Raw genomic sequence first — 16,911 nt, forward strand, 5'->3', positions numbered from 1 at the left:
CGAGCCTGGCTCGCCCTTTTTCGTTTTAAAACCCGCACCTGCACCTCCCCTTATACATTCTTGCTATTAATTATCACCGATCATTCTTTTGCCCCGGACCGCCCTTCGGCGACGATAAGCTAGCCCTTTAGTGCGCCCGCCCTTTTCAGCTTGTGGCGACCCGCACTGAGTCCGTTTTTTGCAAAAGGAATGACCATGGAACAACGCCGTTCTCCAGGCCATGACCAGTGGTTTTATGAAAGCCAGACCCGTCCGCAGCACAGCGCCGTGGCACCGTTGGTTCCCGAGGCCGCGCATCTTGACGATCGTTTCCTGCTGGGTTTGCAGCAGGAGGCCAGCGCATTGCAGCCACTGTTACAGCGTTTTCAACCCGCGCTGCTGGCGGCGCGCGATCTGAGTCAGATCCTGTTTCCCGATTCATTAACCACGACCCTGACACACACGCTGACGTTATACGATCGCCTCAGCACCGCGCTGACCGTGGCACAGGTCGCGGGTGTACAACGGTTATGCAATCACTATGCGGCGCGCTTGAATCCCCTGCCTGGGCCGGATTCATCGCGCGAAAGTAATAATCGGCTCACGCAAATCACCCAATATGCCCGCCAACTGGCGATGCAACCGGCGTTAATTACCGCCAATAGCATCAATGCATTGGATGCGGTTGGCCTGACCGAACCCGATATCGTCACCCTGAATCAGTTGGTAGGCTTTGTCAGCTATCAGGCGCGCGTCGTGGCGGGGTTACAGGCAATGATTGGCTTGCCGGTGCGCTGGATACCCGGTGTGTCACCGCCCGCCGATGCCGATGCGGCGCTGTTTCAGCCTTCTCCCAGCTGGCAACCTGCACTGAAACCGGTTGAATTACGTTACGCCTCGGCGGAACAACTGGCGGCCATCACCTTTTGTCAGGGCATGGCGGGTCTGGAAGAGGCGGTGTGGTTGCTGGTGCACGACGCTCAGGCGCTGTATGGCTGGGCGACGTTACAGCAACGACTGAGCGAACATTTTGCAGCAGATGAAACCGTGGCTCAGGCAGTGAGCGCACGTATTCTCGGCTGCCAGCGCCAGTTTGATCGCTGCGCCGGAAGCGCACGCGAGGCGCTGCTCAGAGACGTTGCCGACGACAATCCGCTGGTGGCGCTGAGCGCACAGCTGACCCGTTTACCCGAACGTTTCAGTGCCGCCCATCTGCAACCGCTGCTGAATGCCGGTTGGGAAGCGGATCGCATCTTTATCCTGCTACAGGCAGTGGCACTGGCAAACTGGCAGGACCGCCTGCTGATGGCGCTGGGCGAAACACGTTAATCGGGCAAGTGTCCGCGCGCTTCGTCGAAGAAATGTTGAGCCAGCGGCGTCGCCCTGCCCGGCTCAGCAATCACCAACGCGGCCTGCCGTCCCATCGGGGCGATATTAATCGGTCGGCGTTGCAGATTTTGCAGCATCTCTGGCAGCAGATGCCCGCGCGGTGACACCATCACCCCCAATCCCACCTGGGCGCTTTGCAGTAGCTGCATAATCGACGCGCTTTCGACAATCACCCGGGGCAGTAGCTCCAGCGCCCGCAACTGACTGTCAATATAGCGACGGAAATAGCGGGTCGGCTCAGCGAGACACAAAGGCTGGCTGGCGAGCAATGCCAGATCCAACGTCTGATGTTCCAGCAGCGCAGGAAAAAAATCGGGGTTGAACACCGCCTCCACACCGCTGTCCTTCAGCAGTGCGGTCTGGAAATGCAGCTCACGCAGCGCATTGAGTTCAAAAAAACCAATGCCACCATCGACGGTATGGCTGTTCAGCGCTTCCAGCAGTTGGTCCGCGCTCATCGCCGACACCCGGTAGTCGAGTTGCGGATAACGGGCTTCCACCGCTTTCAGCAACGCGGGTAATGCCACGCTGCACTGCGGCATCACGCCAAGGCGCAGGGTGCCATTTACCCCGTGTTTCAGCGATTCCACTTCCAGCTTCAGTCCCTGATAGACCGAAACAATCTCACGCGCCCACGCCAGCACCCGTTCGCCTTCCGGGGTAAAACCATCAAAATTGTTGCTGCGGTTGATCAAGGACAGGCCCAGTTCGCGCTCAAGATTTTTCAGGCGCATCGATAACGTCGGCTGACTGACAAAGCTGGCTTCCGCCGCACGGCCAAAATGGCGCTCGCGCTCAAGGTTGCAAAGGTAGATTAACTGTTTGATGTCCATACTTTTTTCACAAGGATTATCGCGCCACCTGGCGGGCGCGATGCAGGGCAGTCAGTGACATCATCGTCAACATCAGGCCAATCATTAATAACAATTTGAAGCTGATGGCTTTCAGCAGCACGATCCCCACCACGCCCCCGCCGAGAAAGGCCAGTACCGTGAACAGATGCAGCTTCAGTCGTTCAATATATAACGGAGCATCTTTCGGCGACTCTTTACGGCGCAGAACATCCAGCAGCATCGCCAGCTCAATCCCGATATCAGTCGAGGTGCCTGACACATGCGTGGTCCTGACGCGTGCGTTGGAAATCCGTGTCACCACCGCATTCTGCAATCCCAGCAAGAAACTCAGGCTGAGAATCAGCTGCATGCCGGAATCGTTATTGGGAAACCAACTCTCCAGCACGCCAAGCACCAGCAAGGCGATACCCTCGATAAAGATATTGATGGCATAGATACCGCGAATCTCACGCCGCCGCCCGGCGTTGATAATCAAGGTCGAGACGGAGGACCCGGCGATAAACAACAGAATAATCACCAGGAAAAACAGGCCGATATGCAGATCAACTTTGGCCAGATGATCCGACAGTAACGAGACGTTACCGGTCATATTGGCCGAGAAAAAACCCACGGTTTCAAACGCAGCGGTATTTAGCGCTCCGGCTACCGCCGCCAGCGTACAGGCAAGACGGCGGTCAGTATTATACGTTCTGGAACTCTCAGTGCTTAACAGCATGGCATATCCCTGACAACCCTAAACCCGGCTATCATCCTGCCAGTGCTGAAGATTCTCAAGCGCTTCCACCATTTTCCTGTCAGGCGACACCCAGCGCACTCTTCACTTCGTTAGCGATTTTCTCCACCTGCGGGCCGTAAATCACCTGCACATCATGCTCGCTAACGCGATTGACGCCATTGGCACCGGTGGTCATCAGCGTCTGATCCACTACTTCATTCATCTGCTTAACGCGGACGCGCAGGCGGGTAAAGCAGCAATCGACGTCCTCGATATTGCCCTCACCGCCCAGCCCGCTGATGATCACCTTGGTACGTTCATCCGCAGCCACCTGTTGCGGTTTTTGCTCATCGTCGGATTCGCGTCCCGGTGTTTCCACCCCCATACGGGTGATCACAAAACGGAAACCGTAGTAGTAAATCGGGACGTAAATCACCCCCAGCACCAGCGTCCACCACCAGTGGGTTTTGCTGCCGCCGAGTATGCCGAACACCACCAAATCAATCGCACCGCCCTGCACGTTGCCAATCATCAGATGCAGCAGCGACATCAACATAAACGACAGCCCCATCAACAAGGCATGCAGAATGTAAAGCACCGGCGAGACGAAGATAAAACAGAACTCCAGCGGCTCGGTGATACCGGTGGTAAAGGAGGTGAGCGCCCCCGCCAGCATCAGGGCTTTGACGCGTTGCTTATGTTCCGGACGCGCGGTGTGGTAAATCGCCAGCGCCGCCGCTGGCAGGCCGAACATCATCACCGGAATTTTACCCTGCGCGAGAAATTGCGTAGCGGCCCGCACCGTGTCATCCGGGATCGCTCCCGGGTTGGTCAGCGAGGTGTTAAAGATGTTCAGCGCCCCGACAATGGTGTGTCCCTCCACCGTCGCCATGCCGCCAATCGGGGTGAAACGCACGGTTTCGTTGAGGATATGGTGCAAACCGGTTGGGATCAGCAGACGTTCGCAGGCACCCAATAAGAACGCCCCGTACTGACCGCTTTTTCCGATCATCTGCCCTACCCAGGCGATAGCGGCACCGATAGTCGGCCAGATTAACGCCAGCAACACGCCAATTAACGGCAACACCACCACGGTAACAATCGGCACGAAGCGCCGCCCACCGAAAAAGCTGATGGCGGTGGGCAGTTGCTGAGTATAAAAACGGTTATGCAGCGCTACGGTGATCAGCCCGGCAATTACCCCGCCGAGCACGCTCATGTTGTAAGTGAAGATCCCCAGCATGTCGATATATTCTGCCGAGGTCATCATGGCCGTGGTCTGGTCCATCCCGGCTGCCTGCAACGCTTGCGGCGTGGTGGTCGCGGCGGTTAGCCCTTTGGCGGCCAGCGTAGTACTGATGCCGACATTCATGACGATATAGCCAATCACAGCGGCAAAGGCGGCGGTGGGTTTCTCTGCTTTTGCCAGTCCAATCGCACTGGCAACAGCAAAGAACACCGGCAGGTTGGCGAACAACGCACCCGCGACTTTACGGATAAAACCAATGATCAACTGCGGCACCTGCAGGTGCGCGAATGCATCCCCGGTGATTGCCGGGTTCTGCATCGCCGCGGCGAGGCCGAGGAAGATCCCGGCGGCGGCAATCACCGAGATGGGCATCATCAAGGCTTTACCGAAGGCGTGAATTTGGCTGGCCAGATTCTTCATGGTTCAAACCCTTGCAATAATTGAAAGTACAATTATTAGCCAGTTATCCGCATCGCACGTAACCACGCCCGGGCGACGATCCGCCAAAGTTTGAACTGGCTCACGCTTCTGTCCGTTTTACGCGATAAACGCCAACTATCGCACCATTAAGTCAATCAATTAGACAACTTTTGCTGTCAGTCGCAAACTTCTCACCAACAGTCGACATATCCTGATAACAACTCCTAAACAATAAGCCTGCATTTACTATGAAATTTAAACGTAAAATTCAGCCCTACCGCGCTGCTGCGGGTGGATGGGGCTCTTTGGAAGCAACCACCCGTTTTGTCCTTGATAGCAAAGCTGCCCTGAAAAACATGCGCAACCTGCTGCGTATGAACAAAGCACGCGGCTTTGACTGCCCGGGTTGTGCATGGGGCGATGACAACAAAAGTACTTTTAGTTTCTGCGAGAACGGGGCCAAAGCGGTGACCTGGGAAGCGACCCGCCGCGTGGTGGAACCGGCGTTCTTTGCGCAGCACAGCGTCAGCACGCTGTATCAACAAAGTGACTATTTCCTCGAATACCAGGGCCGTCTGACCCACCCGTTGCGCTACAACCGCGACACCGATCATTATGAGCCAATCAGCTGGGATGAGGCTTTTGCGCTGGTTGCCAGCCATTTACAGGCGATGGATCATCCCGACCAGATGGAGCTGTATACCTCCGGTCGCGCCAGCAACGAGGCTTCGTGGCTGTATCAATTGTTTGGCCGCCTGATGGGCACCAACAACTTCCCCGATTGTTCTAACATGTGTCATGAAGCCAGTGGTTCTGGCCTGAAACGCAGCATTGGCGTCGGTAAAGGCACCATCCGTCTTGACGATTTTGATCACGCCGATGCGATTTTTGTTTTCGGCCAGAATCCCGGCACCAACCACCCGCGCATGCTGCACAGCCTGCGCCACGCCGCCGATCACGGTGCGCGTATCGTCACCTTCAATACCTTGCGTGAACGTGGTCTGGAGCGTTTTGCCGATCCGCAAAAACCGCTGGAAGTGGTGACCTCCATGGCTGGCACCATCAGTTCTGCCTATTACCAGCCGAATCTGGGTGGTGATATGGCAGCGATTCGCGGCATGGTGAAAACGCTGCTGGAAACCCATCGCGCATTGATTGCCGCTGGCGAAAAAGGTCTGTTCGACGAAACCTTTATCAACGCTGCGACACAAGGCGTGGAAGCCTATCTGACGGCGGTAGATAACACGCGCTGGGATGATATCGTGCGTCAGTCCGGTCTGAGCGAAGCGCAGATCCGTGAGGCCGCGGCCATTTACCAAAGCGCTGACCGGGTGATCTGTACTTGGGCGATGGGCATCACCCAACATAAGCATTCGGTTGATACGGTGCGCGAAATCGTCAACCTGCAACTGCTGTTTGGTCAGCTGGGCAAGAAAGGCGCGGGCCTGTGTCCGGTACGTGGTCACAGTAATGTGCAGGGCAACCGCACCATGGGCATCGACGAGAAGCCGAATAAACCGTTCCTCGATGCGTTAGGTAAGCATTTTGATTTCGAACCCCCTCGTGAGCACGGCCACAACACCGTTGAGGCACTGAACGCCATGCTGCGCGATGAAGTGAAGGTACTGATCGCACTGGGCGGTAACCTGGCGGCGGCAGCACCGGATTCTCCGTTGACGGAAGAAGCGCTGCAACGTTGTGGGCTGACGGTGCATATCAGCACCAAACTTAACCGCAGCCATCTGGTGCCGGGTCATGAAGGTTTGATTCTGCCGACGCTGGGCCGCACTGAGCGCGATCGCCAGGCAACCGGTAACCAGTTTGTCACCGTCGAAGACTCCTTCAGCATGGTGCACGCCTCTGAAGGCGTGGGCATTCCGCTGGCGGATACCCAACGTTCAGAAACCGCGATTGTGGCCGGTATCGCCCATGCGACCATGGGGAGTGAGAAGGTGGACTGGCTGGCGCTGGCCGGTGATTACAATCTGATCCGCGATCATATCGCCGCCACCATTCCGGGCTTTGCTGACTTCAACACCAAATGCGATATCCCCGGCGGTTTTTACCTCGGTAACGCCGCAGCAGAACTGCGTTTCAACACCCCGTCGCAGAAAGCAGAGTTCAGCAATGCCGCGCTGCCCACCTCCTTGTTCCCGCAGTTGGGCGACGTGGAAGTGCCATTTACGCTGCAAACCCTGCGTTCGCATGACCAGTACAACACCACCATTTACGGCCTCGATGACCGTTATCGTGGCGTGTACGGCCAGCGTGAAGTGGTGTTTATTCACCCGGATGATATGCAGGCGCTGGGCTTCAGTGAAGGCCAACTGGTGGATATTGAAACCTTGTGGAACGACGGCCTGACCCGTCGCGTCAGTGGTTTCAAACTGGTGCCGTACAATATTCCGCGCGGCAACCTGGCGGCGTATTACCCGGAAACCAACCCACTCGTCCCCCTGTCCAGCTTTGGTGATGGCAGCGGTACGCCGACCTCAAAATCGGTGCCGGTCAAACTGGCTTTAACCGCCGCCGTACCAACCCAACGCATTGCCTGATCCGAAGGTTATCAGAAGGTAAAAAGCCGCGCTAAACGGCTTTTTACCCTGTTTTGGCCTTGCCGCGCGGGTATGATTCGCGTAAAAATGTCAGCCGCTCTTAGGCCACGAAACTAAATAAATTATGTTCCAGGATAACCCGCTGCTCGCGCAGCTGAAAGAGAAGCTCCACGCGCAGACGCCGCGCGCCGAAGGCGTGGTGAAAGGCACGGAAAAAGGTTTTGGCTTTCTGGAGGTTGATGCTCAGAAAAGCTACTTCATTCCACCGCCGCAAATGAAGAAAGTGATGCACGGCGACCGTATCGTTGCGGTGATCCACACCGATAAAGATCGCGAAAGTGCCGAGCCGGAAAGCCTGGTTGAGCCGTTCCTGACGCGTTTTGTCGGCCGCGTGCAGAAGAAAGATGATCGCCTGTCTATCGTGCCGGATCATCCACTGCTGAAAGATGCCATCCAGTGCCGTGCCGCCCGTGATGTCACCCACGATTTCCAGGCCGGTGACTGGGCCGTGGCGGAAATGCGCCGCCACCCGCTGAAAGGCGATCGCGGTTTTTATGCCGAACTGACCGAATTTATCACCACTGCGGATGACCATCTGGCACCGTGGTGGGTGACGCTGTCGCGTCACAACCTGGAACGCGAAGCGCCGGAAGTCGGTTTTGGCGAGATGCTGGATGAACATCTGACGCGTGAAGACCTGACCGCGCTCGATTTCGTCACCATCGACAGCGCCAGCACCGAAGATATGGACGATGCGTTGTACGCGGAAGAGACTGCCGAAGGCAACCTGCTGCTGACCATCGCCATTGCCGATCCTACCGCTTATGTGCCAGAAGGCAGCGCGCTGGACAAACTGGCCGCCAAACGCGCCTTCACCAACTACCTGCCCGGCTTTAACATTCCCATGCTGCCGCGTGAACTGTCTGATGACGTTTGCTCATTGCGCCCGAATGTCCGCCGTCCGGCACTGGCGTGCCGTGTCACCGTGCTGAAAGACGGTAGCCTGGCCGACGATATCCACTTCTTCGCGGCGTGGATCGAGTCTAAAGCCAAGCTGGTGTATGACGAGGTGTCAGACTGGCTGGAAAACAGCGGCAGCTGGCAGCCCGGCAGTGAGGCGATTGCCCAGCAGATCCGTCTGCTGCATCGTCTGTGCCTGGCGCGCAGTGACTGGCGTCAGACCCATGCGCTGGTGTTCAAAGATCGCCCGGACTACCGTTTCGTGCTGGGTGAAAAAGGCGAAGTGCTGGATATCATCGCTGAGCCACGCCGCATTGCTAACCGTATCGTTGAAGAAGCGATGATCCTCGCCAACGTCTGTGCCGCTAACGTGCTGCAACAGAAGTTGGGCTTCGGTATCTACAACGTGCACACCGGTTTCGACCTCGCCAACGCCGAACAGGCAGCAGGCGTGCTGGCTGGTCACGGTATTACCGTTGATGCGCAGGCCATCACCACGCTGGACGGCTTCCGTCAGCTGCGTCGTGAACTGGATGCCCAGCCGACCCAGTACCTCGACAGCCGTATTCGTCGCTTCCAGGCCTTTGCCGAAATCAGCACTGAGCCAGGCCCACACTTCGGCCTTGGTCTTGAGGCTTACGCAACCTGGACGTCGCCGATTCGTAAGTTTGGTGACATGATCAACCACCGTCTGCTGAAAGCCATCATTCGCGGTGAAGCGATCAAGCGCCCGCAGGATGAGCTGACGGTGACCATGGGTGAACGTCGTCGTCTGAACCGTATGGCCGAGCGTGATGTGGGCGACTGGCTGTACGCACGTTTCCTCGCCCCGTTTGCCGGTGGCGATCGCAAGTTCAGCGCCGAGATCATCGACGTCTCGCGCGGTGGTATGCGTGTGCGCCTGCTGGAGAATGGCGCGGTGGCCTTTATCCCTGCCCCGTTCATCCACGCGGTGCGTGATGAGCTGGTGTGCTCGCAGGAAAGCGGCACCGTGCAGATCAAAGGCGAAGTCGCTTATCGCGTCACCGATGTGATTGATGTGACCATCGCCGAAGTGCGCATGGAAACCCGCAGCGTCGTCGCGCGCCCTGCCGCCTGAGCATGAAAACTCGCGGGATAACAGCTGTTATCCCGCATTTTTCCCCGCCATATTAAACAATTGTTAAATTTGCTCCTCGCTTCACACTTCTTTATCGATTCGCTGTCGCTTACATTCCATTACATTATTTTTAACTTGTTGTATTCGATCGTTTATTTTTCCCGGTCCCTACAAGGAGTTAACTCATGAACAACGTCAAAACCGGATTGATCTGGTTCGCGGTGGCGTTAATTGGTGCGGCGTCGTTCGCCATGCTGGCGCTAAGCCGTGGCGAGCACGTCAATGCCGTCTGGCTGGTCATCGCCGCCGTGGCCTGCTACAGCATCGCTTATCGCTTTTACAGCCTGTTTATTGCCCGCCGTATCTTCGAACTGGACGACCGCCGTCGTACCCCGGCGGAACGTTTCAACGATGGGCTGGATTACGTGCCCACCAACAAGTGGGTGCTGTTCGGCCACCACTTTGCCGCTATTGCCGGTGCGGGTCCGCTGGTCGGCCCCATTCTTGCGGCACAAATGGGTTTCCTCCCCGGCACCATCTGGATTCTGGTCGGGGTGATGCTGGCCGGTGCCGTGCAGGATTTCCTCGTGCTGTTTATCTCTACGCGTCGCGATGGCCGCTCACTCGGGGAAATGGCGCGCCAGGAGCTTGGCAACTTTGCCGGGGTGATCACCATGCTCGGCGCACTGGGGGTGATGATTATTATTCTTTCTGCCCTGGCGCTGGTGGTGGTCAAAGCGCTGGCTAACAGTCCCTGGGGCTTGTTCACCATCGCCGCCACCATTCCGATTGCCCTGTTTATGGGCGTGTATATGCGCTTTTTGCGTCCGGGGAAAATCGCCGAAGTGTCGGTAATCGGTTTTGTCCTGATGATGGCAGCCATTATTTTTGGCGGTGATATTGCACAACATCCGTTCTGGGGACCGTTCTTTACCCTAAAAGGCACCGAACTTACCTGGGTGCTGGTGATTTATGGTTTCGTTGCCTCATCGCTGCCGGTATGGCTGTTGCTGGCACCGCGTGATTATCTCTCTACCTTCCTGAAAATTGGCGTAATTATCGGTCTGGCGGTCGGCATTTTGTTTGCCATGCCGGAACTGAAAATGCCAGCAGTGACCAAATTTATTGATGGCACCGGCCCGGTGTTCTCCGGTGCGCTGTTCCCGTTCCTGTTTATTACCATCGCCTGTGGCGCGATTTCCGGCTTCCATGCGCTGGTCTCCAGCGGCACGACCCCGAAACTGGTGGAACGTGAAAGCCATATTCGCTTTATTGGCTACGGCGCAATGCTGATGGAATCCTTCGTTGCCATCATGGCGCTGATTTGTGCATCGGTACTGGACCCGGGGGTCTACTTTGCGATGAACGCACCGGCGGCGCTGATTGGCACCACGGTGGAGAATGCCTCGCAGGTGATCAACGGTTGGGGCTTTGTCGTCACACCGGAAATGCTGACCACCATCGCCTCTGAAGTGGGTGAAAATACGATTTTGTCGCGCGCCGGAGGGGCACCGACCTTTGCCGTGGGGATGGCACACATTATCACCGACGTGTTCAACAGCCGCGCCATGATGGCGTTCTGGTATCACTTCGCCATCCTGTTTGAAGCGCTGTTTATCCTTACCGCTGTCGATGCCGGTACCCGTGCCTGTCGTTTTATGGTGCAGGATTTGGTCGGCACCGTGGTGCCGTCACTGGCTAACAACCGCTCATGGTTCGGCAATATGGCGGGCACCACCGTGGCCGTGGCCGGTTGGGGTTTCTTTGTCTATCAGGGTGTGGTCGATCCACTGGGAGGCATCAATACCTTGTGGCCGTTGTTCGGCATCGGTAACCAGATGCTGGCATCAATGGCACTGATACTCGGCACCGTGGTGCTGTTTAAGATGAAGAAACAGCGTTACGCCTGGGTGACCATTCTGCCGACCGCGTGGTTGTTTATCACCTCGATGACCGCCGGATGGCAGAAAATTTTCCATGAAAAACCGTCGATTGGTTTTCTTGCCCAGGCCAATAAATTCCGCAAAGGGCTGGATGAAGGGGTGATTATCGCCCCCGCGAAAACCGTCGCCGATATGCAAACCATTGTCTTCAGCAACCAAATCAACGCCGTGCTGTGCGGTTTCTTTATGCTGGTGGCCGTCACCATGCTGATTGCGGCCTTCTTTGTTATTCGCCGCGCCCTGCGCAGTGACGTACCTACCGTGCATGAGGCTCCGGTTTCGCTACGCAAGGAGGTGCGTAATGTCTGAGGCCATTTTAGCCTGGCGTAAACCGTCTGGCAGCTGGCAGATAAACCAATGTCTGCCGTTGGGCGATCCACCGCGTAGCCGCTGGCAAAAAATCTGGCATGGATTGCAGCAGAGTTTTCGCCTGATGGTCGGCGTGCATGATTATCAAAATTATTTGCAGCATATGCGACGGCATCATCCCGGACAGACGCCGATGAACGAGCGTGAATTTTATCGTTACTGTCTCGATGCCCGGTTCCCCAGCCAACCCGGAAAATTGGGTAAGTGCCCGTGTTAATTCTGTTTAGCCCCAAATTTTTGGGGCTTTTTCGTGCCATTCATTTATCTAAACAAAAATATATTTGGATTGCATCTTGTGCTTGTGCAAGAGGATGAATACTGTTGCTAAAATAATGAGATACCGTCTGCTGAGTACTCCCTGGAGGAAGTTTCCATGACCGATGAACAAGGGCAAACGTTGCTATACACCTTGTTTGGCACCACCAGCCCTCATTGGCGTCTGACCGCGGACAGCGATGCTTTACATTTTGCCGAAGAGGAAAATGCCCATACAAATCTGGCAGTTCCGCTTACTCCCGCGCAGGCCAGCTTGCTGCGCGCCATGACCGTTATCACCTCCAGCATTAACCTGACGCTATCGCTGCATGGCGTGCCGGTACCTATGCATTTTGTTGGCCGTAAAGTGAATCAGGCAACATGGGCAGGCACCGCCTCGGCCTGGGGTGACACCTCGTCGGTCGCACGTGATTTGACCCTCGGCCTGTCGTTTGCCGAGCAGGTGGTTTCCGAGGCCAACTCGGTGATCGTCATCCTCGATCAACGCGGTAATATCCAGCGTTTCAATCGGTTAAGTGAAGAATACACTGGTCTGAAAGAACACGAGGTGATTGGCCGCAATGTGTTCCAGCTGTTTATGACCAAACAGGAAGCACAGGCCTCGCGACGCAACATTGCCGGATTCTTTCGCGATGGCAACTCCTACGAAGTGGAACGCTGGATCAAGACGAAGAAAGGTCAACGACTGTTTCTGTTTCGTAATAAGTTCGTGCACAGCGGCAGCGGGAAAAATGAAATTTTCCTCATCTGTTCAGGAACCGATATCACCGAGGAGCGACGTGCTCAGGAACGCCTGCGCGTGCTGGCCAACACCGATACGGTGACCGGTTTACCCAATCGCAACGCCATCCACCAGCAAATTAGTCTGGCACTGGAGACAGCGAAAGGCGCTCAGACCGGTGTGGTCTACCTCGATTTAGACAATTTCAAAAAGGTCAACGACGCCTACGGTCATATGTTTGGCGACCAACTGCTGCAAGCCGTTTCGCTGGCGATCCTCAGTTGCCTTGGCAAAGATCAAACCCTGGCTCGCCTCGGCGGCGACGAGTTTGTGGTGCTGGCGGAGAATACCAGCCAGGCGGCACTGGAAGCGATGGCATCGCGTATTCTTGAACGCCTGCGTCAGCCTTTTCGTATCGGTTTGATTGAGGTGTACAGCGGCTGCTCGCTCGGTATCGCCCTCGCCCCGCTGCACGGTGAAGACCGTGAAAGCCTGATCCGTAATGCCGATACCGCCATGTACCATGCCAAAGAGAATGGTCGCGGCAAATTTTGTGTGTTCGCCAGCGAGATGAACCAACGCGTATTTGAGTATCTGTGGCTGGATACCAATCTGCGTAAAGCATTGGACCAGGATCATCTGGTGGTGTACTACCAGCCAAAAATTGATCGCGATGGCGAGGTGCGCAGTGCCGAAGCCTTGGTGCGCTGGAATTCGCCCGAGCGCGGTCTGGTGCCACCAGGCGACTTTATCGCTTACGCCGAGGAGTCGGGCCTGATTGTCCCGTTGGGCCGCTGGGTGATGTTGAATGTGTTGCAGCAAATCATCGCCTGGCGTCAGGCGGGTATTTGGCTGCGGGTGGCGGTGAATGTATCGGCCAAACAATTGATTGATCAGAGTATTTATAGCGATCTCAAGCAGGCTTTGATTGAGAGCGGCATGACGGATTGCCCGATTGATATTGAACTGACTGAGAGTTGCCTGATCGAGAACGAAGCTGGCGCGCTGAAGCTGATGAAACAGTTCCAGGAGTTAGGTGCACAAGTGCATCTCGACGATTTCGGGACCGGTTACTCTTCGTTGTCACAGCTGGCGCGCGTGCCGATTGACGCCATCAAGCTGGATCAGAGTTTTATTCGTAATATCAATAAGCAACCGGTGGCACAGTCACTGGTGCGTGCCATTATGGCTGTGGCCAAGGCCCTGGAGTTGCAGGTGATTGCCGAGGGTATTGAAACCAAAGCCGAAGAAAAATTTGTTATGGCTAACGGTGTCGATGGGCGTCAGGGTTATTACTACGCAAAACCAATGCCCGCGGACCAGCTCGGGCATTGGCTGGCTAAGCATCCTGCCCGCGTTTAACCCTGGTCTGCGAAATTATCCGGCTTTGCGCAGGGATGCGCTATGACGGTTTTGCAGTTGTACCAGACGTTCCATATACGCAATGTCTTTCGGTTCCAGCGTGAAAGCATAATCTACCCAATCTTCGGTGATATCCATCAGTTCCGCCCTTGAGAGTTGCAATACCCGCTGACGAGCCTTCAGCATCGCCCGTACACCATTCAGTTTGGGACGTAATGTATCGATAAAGGTGCGCGTGGCGCGATAACTGTCGCCGGGCTGGAAAACTTTGTCGACCAGACCGCGTGTTTCATACCACTCCGCGCTGTGTGACTCCCCTTCACAAATTAACTCTTCCGCCAGCTTCATCCCCGCACGACGCGCCACTAACGAGTAGCCGCCCATGCCGGGGAACAGGTTAAAGGCGATCTCCGGGAACCCCATACGTGCGCTGTTTTGCGCCAGAATGAAGTGATGCGCCAGGGCGGCTTCAAAGCCACCGCCGAGCGCACTGCCCTCAATCATCGCCAGCGTGACTGCGCCGGTATCAAAGCCTCGTGCCGCCGAATGGATGCAATCCACACAAGCCCGTGCATAGGCGCGCAGCGCTTCACGACGATTGTTGCGAATACATTCGACAAAGAAACGTAAATCGCCCCCGGCGTTAAACATCTGCGGCACTAACGAACCCGTCACCCAGAAATCAATCGGTAAACCGGAACGCTGAGCGGCGTAGCTCAGGTTCATGATTTCCTCGATTAATTCGTGATTGAAACTGGGACGCGGTTGCGCCCGCAGCATCATCCACATGGTGTGGCGACCTTCTTCATAGTAGGCCGCCAGCTGGGTGGTTTGTCCGACTTCGGTGAACAGTCGGCATGTCGGTTGGTTAATCACTGTCATAGTCTCATCCTCTAGTTATGTGATGCGTTAAACGCAATATCAGCGTAATCCAGAGTGAGGCCAGACCAAATGAGAGATTGATTTATATAGCAAATTCCAGAGATTTCCCCGACACAGGGGTCGGGGAAAGATAAGCACGGTTACTTAATAGCGGCACGTTGGCCGACGGCAGCATGAAAACGCTTAATGCGGCGTGAATATAGCGCGGTAATGATCGGTACCAATACTGAAGTCACGATTACCGATGTTGCCACTAATGCGGTGGCAGCCGGTGCAACAGGTTTAAACTGTGGCAGCATTTCAGCAATCAAAACCGGTGTCGCTACCGCCGCACCAGCGGTGCTGGACGCCGCAATCCCCGCCGTGCCATCGCCGCCACCGATCAAGCGATCCGCCAGGATTAACGGAATACCGGTGATGATGATGACCGCGACACCCAGCAGTATCCCCAGCAAGCCGGTTTGTGCGATGACCGCCAGGTCAATGGTGTTGCCGAGCGCAAAGGCAAAGAAGGGAATCAGGGTGTGTACCGCTTTTCCGAAAAATTCGCGTAACTCCGGGTCAAGGTTGCCGAGCGCAAAACCCACCAGGAATGGCAGCACGGCACCGACAAAGACATGAGGTTAAAAGGAGGCGATGCCCGCCGTACCCAGAATCACCATTGTCATCAGTGGCCCTGACTCCAGCGACATCAACACAAACGCGCCCGCTTCTTCTTTGGAGCCATATTGTTGCATGATCGAGGCATACAAACCGCCGTTGGTCATATCCATTGCCGCCACTAACGCCAGCGTCGAGAGACCGGCAAACATCCCGACTTCTACGCCATTTTCCGGCATCACACGTGAAGCAATGGCCGCGACCACCCAGGCGACCGCGATTTTCGTCAATACCAGGGTGCCGGATTTGCGCAGCACGGTGCCCGTGGCGCTGAGTTTGATGGATGCGCCCATGCAAAAGAACCATACCGCCAGAATCGGTACTGTGCCGGTCATCAATCCATTGGTAAAGGAGCCAAAATATTTGCCCGCGCCGGGAGAAAAGGTATGGCAAAGCGCGCCAAGAAAGAGCGGAATCAACATCATACCGCCAGGAATTTTATCGATTGCACGTTTGATATGCATTTGCGTTTCACCTGTACTGAGCCAGAGGGAGGTGCGTTTAGGATTGCCATGCGGCATAAGCGGCAAGATAACGGCTCCGGCCCCACAAAAAAGTGATCGCAAATGTATTTATGAAACGTTGTTTTATTTTTATTGGATTATGGTTTTATTTTTTGACCGTGGTCGCCATACCAGTTGATTCCCGGCAATAAAAAAGGCGCCATCTGGCGCCCTGATCGTTTTTATTACTTCTGCCCATACCAGGCGTTTTTGCCGTGTTTGCGCAGGTAGTGCAGGTCAAGTAGCGTTTGTGAAATCGGTGGGAGTGTCTGATGCAACTGTTCGGTATGCAGCGCCATATAGGCGACCTCCTCCAGTACCACCGCGCTGTGTACCGCTGCATCGGCATCTTTGCCCCATGCAAACGGGCCATGTGAATTGACTAACACCGCCGGAACAGCGCTCGGCGATATTTCGCGTTTGGCGAAGGTCTCGATAATCACTTGCCCGGTATTCCACTCATAATCCTGTTCGATTTCTTCCCGCCGCATAGCCCGTGTGCAGGGAATGGTGCCGTAGAAATCATCGGCGTGGGTGGTACCCCAGGCAAGAATGTCGCGCCCCGCCTGCGACCAGATGGCCGCATGGCGTGAATGGGTATGGACTATACCGCCAATTTCCGGCCAGGCGAGGTACAGCGCGCGATGGGTGGCGGTGTCGGATGAAGGGCGCATCTTACCCTCCACCACCTTGCCGCTCTCCAGCTCCACCACCACCATATCGTCACGTTGCATATCCGCGTATTTCACCCCGGAAGGTTTAATGACCAGCAGACCGCTCGCACGATCGAGGGCACTGACATTGCCCCAGGTGAAGGTCACCAGGTTGTAACGTGGCAGATCCAGATTGGCTTCCAGCACCTGTTGCTTCAGCGCTTCCAGCATGTTTTTTCTCCTGCAAGATGTGATGGAGAAATTGTGCAAAGCCTGCGGCAAAAACGTTATGGAGGGAATCGCTGTAAAAGCTGCGGAAAGT

Annotated in this window: 11 protein-coding genes and 1 pseudogene; 6 read left to right on the top strand and 6 right to left on the bottom strand. The window is 55.7% G+C overall.

Translation table 11 applies throughout. The annotated features are described in order from the left end of the window. Positions 1-195: 195 nt before the first annotated feature. A complete protein-coding gene (locus PAT9B_RS10390; protein ID WP_013509225.1) occupies positions 196-1,308 on the top strand; it encodes an oxidoreductase in 1,113 nt (370 codons plus the stop codon). On the opposite strand, the gene PAT9B_RS10395 is transcribed toward PAT9B_RS10390, so the two are convergent. The 3 genes from PAT9B_RS10395 to PAT9B_RS10405 form a co-directional block, all read right to left on the bottom strand. Beyond that, entirely contained in the window at positions 1,305-2,201 is an 897-nt protein-coding gene (locus PAT9B_RS10395; RefSeq protein ID WP_013509226.1) for a LysR family transcriptional regulator, read from the bottom strand. The genes PAT9B_RS10390 and PAT9B_RS10395 overlap by 4 nt on opposite strands. 16 nt (positions 2,202-2,217) lie before the next feature. After that, the gene (locus PAT9B_RS10400; protein ID WP_013509227.1) at positions 2,218-2,937 is read right to left on the bottom strand and encodes a YoaK family protein; all 720 of its coding nucleotides are present in this window, start codon (positions 2,935-2,937) and stop codon (positions 2,218-2,220) included. Between the two features lie 79 nt (positions 2,938-3,016). Beyond that, the gene (locus PAT9B_RS10405) at positions 3,017-4,606 is read right to left on the bottom strand and encodes a PTS transporter subunit EIIC (protein ID WP_013509228.1); all 1,590 of its coding nucleotides are present in this window, start codon (positions 4,604-4,606) and stop codon (positions 3,017-3,019) included. Positions 4,607-4,854: 248 nt separating this feature from the next. Between PAT9B_RS10405 and PAT9B_RS10410 the strand changes: the two genes are divergently transcribed. From PAT9B_RS10410 to pdeR, 5 genes are all read left to right on the top strand, one after another. Continuing rightward, the gene (locus PAT9B_RS10410) at positions 4,855-7,161 is read left to right on the top strand and encodes an FdhF/YdeP family oxidoreductase (RefSeq protein ID WP_013509229.1); all 2,307 of its coding nucleotides are present in this window, start codon (positions 4,855-4,857) and stop codon (positions 7,159-7,161) included. Between the two features lie 124 nt (positions 7,162-7,285). Then, positions 7,286-9,220 carry an exoribonuclease II gene (locus PAT9B_RS10415; protein WP_013509230.1) on the top strand — a complete coding sequence of 645 codons (1,935 nt, stop codon included), beginning with the start codon at positions 7,286-7,288 and terminating at the stop codon, positions 9,218-9,220. A 185-nt stretch (positions 9,221-9,405) separates the two neighbouring features. Beyond that, positions 9,406-11,472: a carbon starvation CstA family protein gene (locus PAT9B_RS10420; protein WP_013509231.1), complete on the top strand. Its 2,067-nt coding sequence runs from the start codon at positions 9,406-9,408 to the stop codon at positions 11,470-11,472. Then, positions 11,465-11,749 (top strand): YbdD/YjiX family protein, encoded by a 285-nt coding sequence (locus PAT9B_RS10425; protein ID WP_013509232.1) that lies wholly within the window; start codon positions 11,465-11,467, stop codon positions 11,747-11,749. The genes PAT9B_RS10420 and PAT9B_RS10425 overlap by 8 nt, the downstream gene beginning before the upstream one ends. A gap of 156 nt (positions 11,750-11,905) precedes the next feature. Beyond that, positions 11,906-13,891 (top strand): cyclic di-GMP phosphodiesterase, encoded by a 1,986-nt coding sequence (gene pdeR, locus PAT9B_RS10430; RefSeq protein WP_013509233.1) that lies wholly within the window; start codon positions 11,906-11,908, stop codon positions 13,889-13,891. A gap of 15 nt (positions 13,892-13,906) precedes the next feature. On the opposite strand, the gene PAT9B_RS10435 is transcribed toward pdeR, so the two are convergent. From PAT9B_RS10435 to araD, 3 genes and pseudogenes are all read right to left on the bottom strand, one after another. Beyond that, positions 13,907-14,773, bottom strand: coding sequence for a crotonase/enoyl-CoA hydratase family protein (locus PAT9B_RS10435; protein ID WP_013509234.1), 867 nt, complete (start codon positions 14,771-14,773; stop codon positions 13,907-13,909). 140 nt (positions 14,774-14,913) lie between these two features. Further along, positions 14,914-15,897 (bottom strand): annotated as a pseudogene (kdgT, locus tag PAT9B_RS10440) (2-keto-3-deoxygluconate transporter). A gap of 224 nt (positions 15,898-16,121) precedes the next feature. Then, positions 16,122-16,820 (bottom strand): L-ribulose-5-phosphate 4-epimerase, encoded by a 699-nt coding sequence (araD, locus tag PAT9B_RS10445; RefSeq protein ID WP_013509235.1) that lies wholly within the window; start codon positions 16,818-16,820, stop codon positions 16,122-16,124. Positions 16,821-16,911: the final 91 nt, after the last annotated feature.

The organism is Pantoea sp. At-9b, assembly GCF_000175935.2.
Taxonomy (GTDB): Bacteria; Pseudomonadota; Gammaproteobacteria; order Enterobacterales; family Enterobacteriaceae; genus Pantoea.

Coding starts and splice junctions, on each gene's coding strand:
- PAT9B_RS10395 (WP_013509226.1), bottom strand. CDS start 2,201: ATGGACATCAAACAGTTAATCTACCTTTGCAACCTTGAGCGCGAGCGC.
- PAT9B_RS10400 (WP_013509227.1), bottom strand. CDS start 2,937: ATGCTGTTAAGCACTGAGAGTTCCAGAACGTATAATACTGACCGCCGT.
- PAT9B_RS10390 (WP_013509225.1), top strand. CDS start 196: ATGGAACAACGCCGTTCTCCAGGCCATGACCAGTGGTTTTATGAAAGC.
- PAT9B_RS10415 (WP_013509230.1), top strand. CDS start 7,286: ATGTTCCAGGATAACCCGCTGCTCGCGCAGCTGAAAGAGAAGCTCCAC.
- PAT9B_RS10410 (WP_013509229.1), top strand. CDS start 4,855: ATGAAATTTAAACGTAAAATTCAGCCCTACCGCGCTGCTGCGGGTGGA.
- PAT9B_RS10425 (WP_013509232.1), top strand. CDS start 11,465: ATGTCTGAGGCCATTTTAGCCTGGCGTAAACCGTCTGGCAGCTGGCAG.
- PAT9B_RS10435 (WP_013509234.1), bottom strand. CDS start 14,773: ATGACAGTGATTAACCAACCGACATGCCGACTGTTCACCGAAGTCGGA.
- pdeR (WP_013509233.1), top strand. CDS start 11,906: ATGACCGATGAACAAGGGCAAACGTTGCTATACACCTTGTTTGGCACC.
- araD (WP_013509235.1), bottom strand. CDS start 16,820: ATGCTGGAAGCGCTGAAGCAACAGGTGCTGGAAGCCAATCTGGATCTG.
- PAT9B_RS10405 (WP_013509228.1), bottom strand. CDS start 4,606: ATGAAGAATCTGGCCAGCCAAATTCACGCCTTCGGTAAAGCCTTGATG.
- PAT9B_RS10420 (WP_013509231.1), top strand. CDS start 9,406: ATGAACAACGTCAAAACCGGATTGATCTGGTTCGCGGTGGCGTTAATT.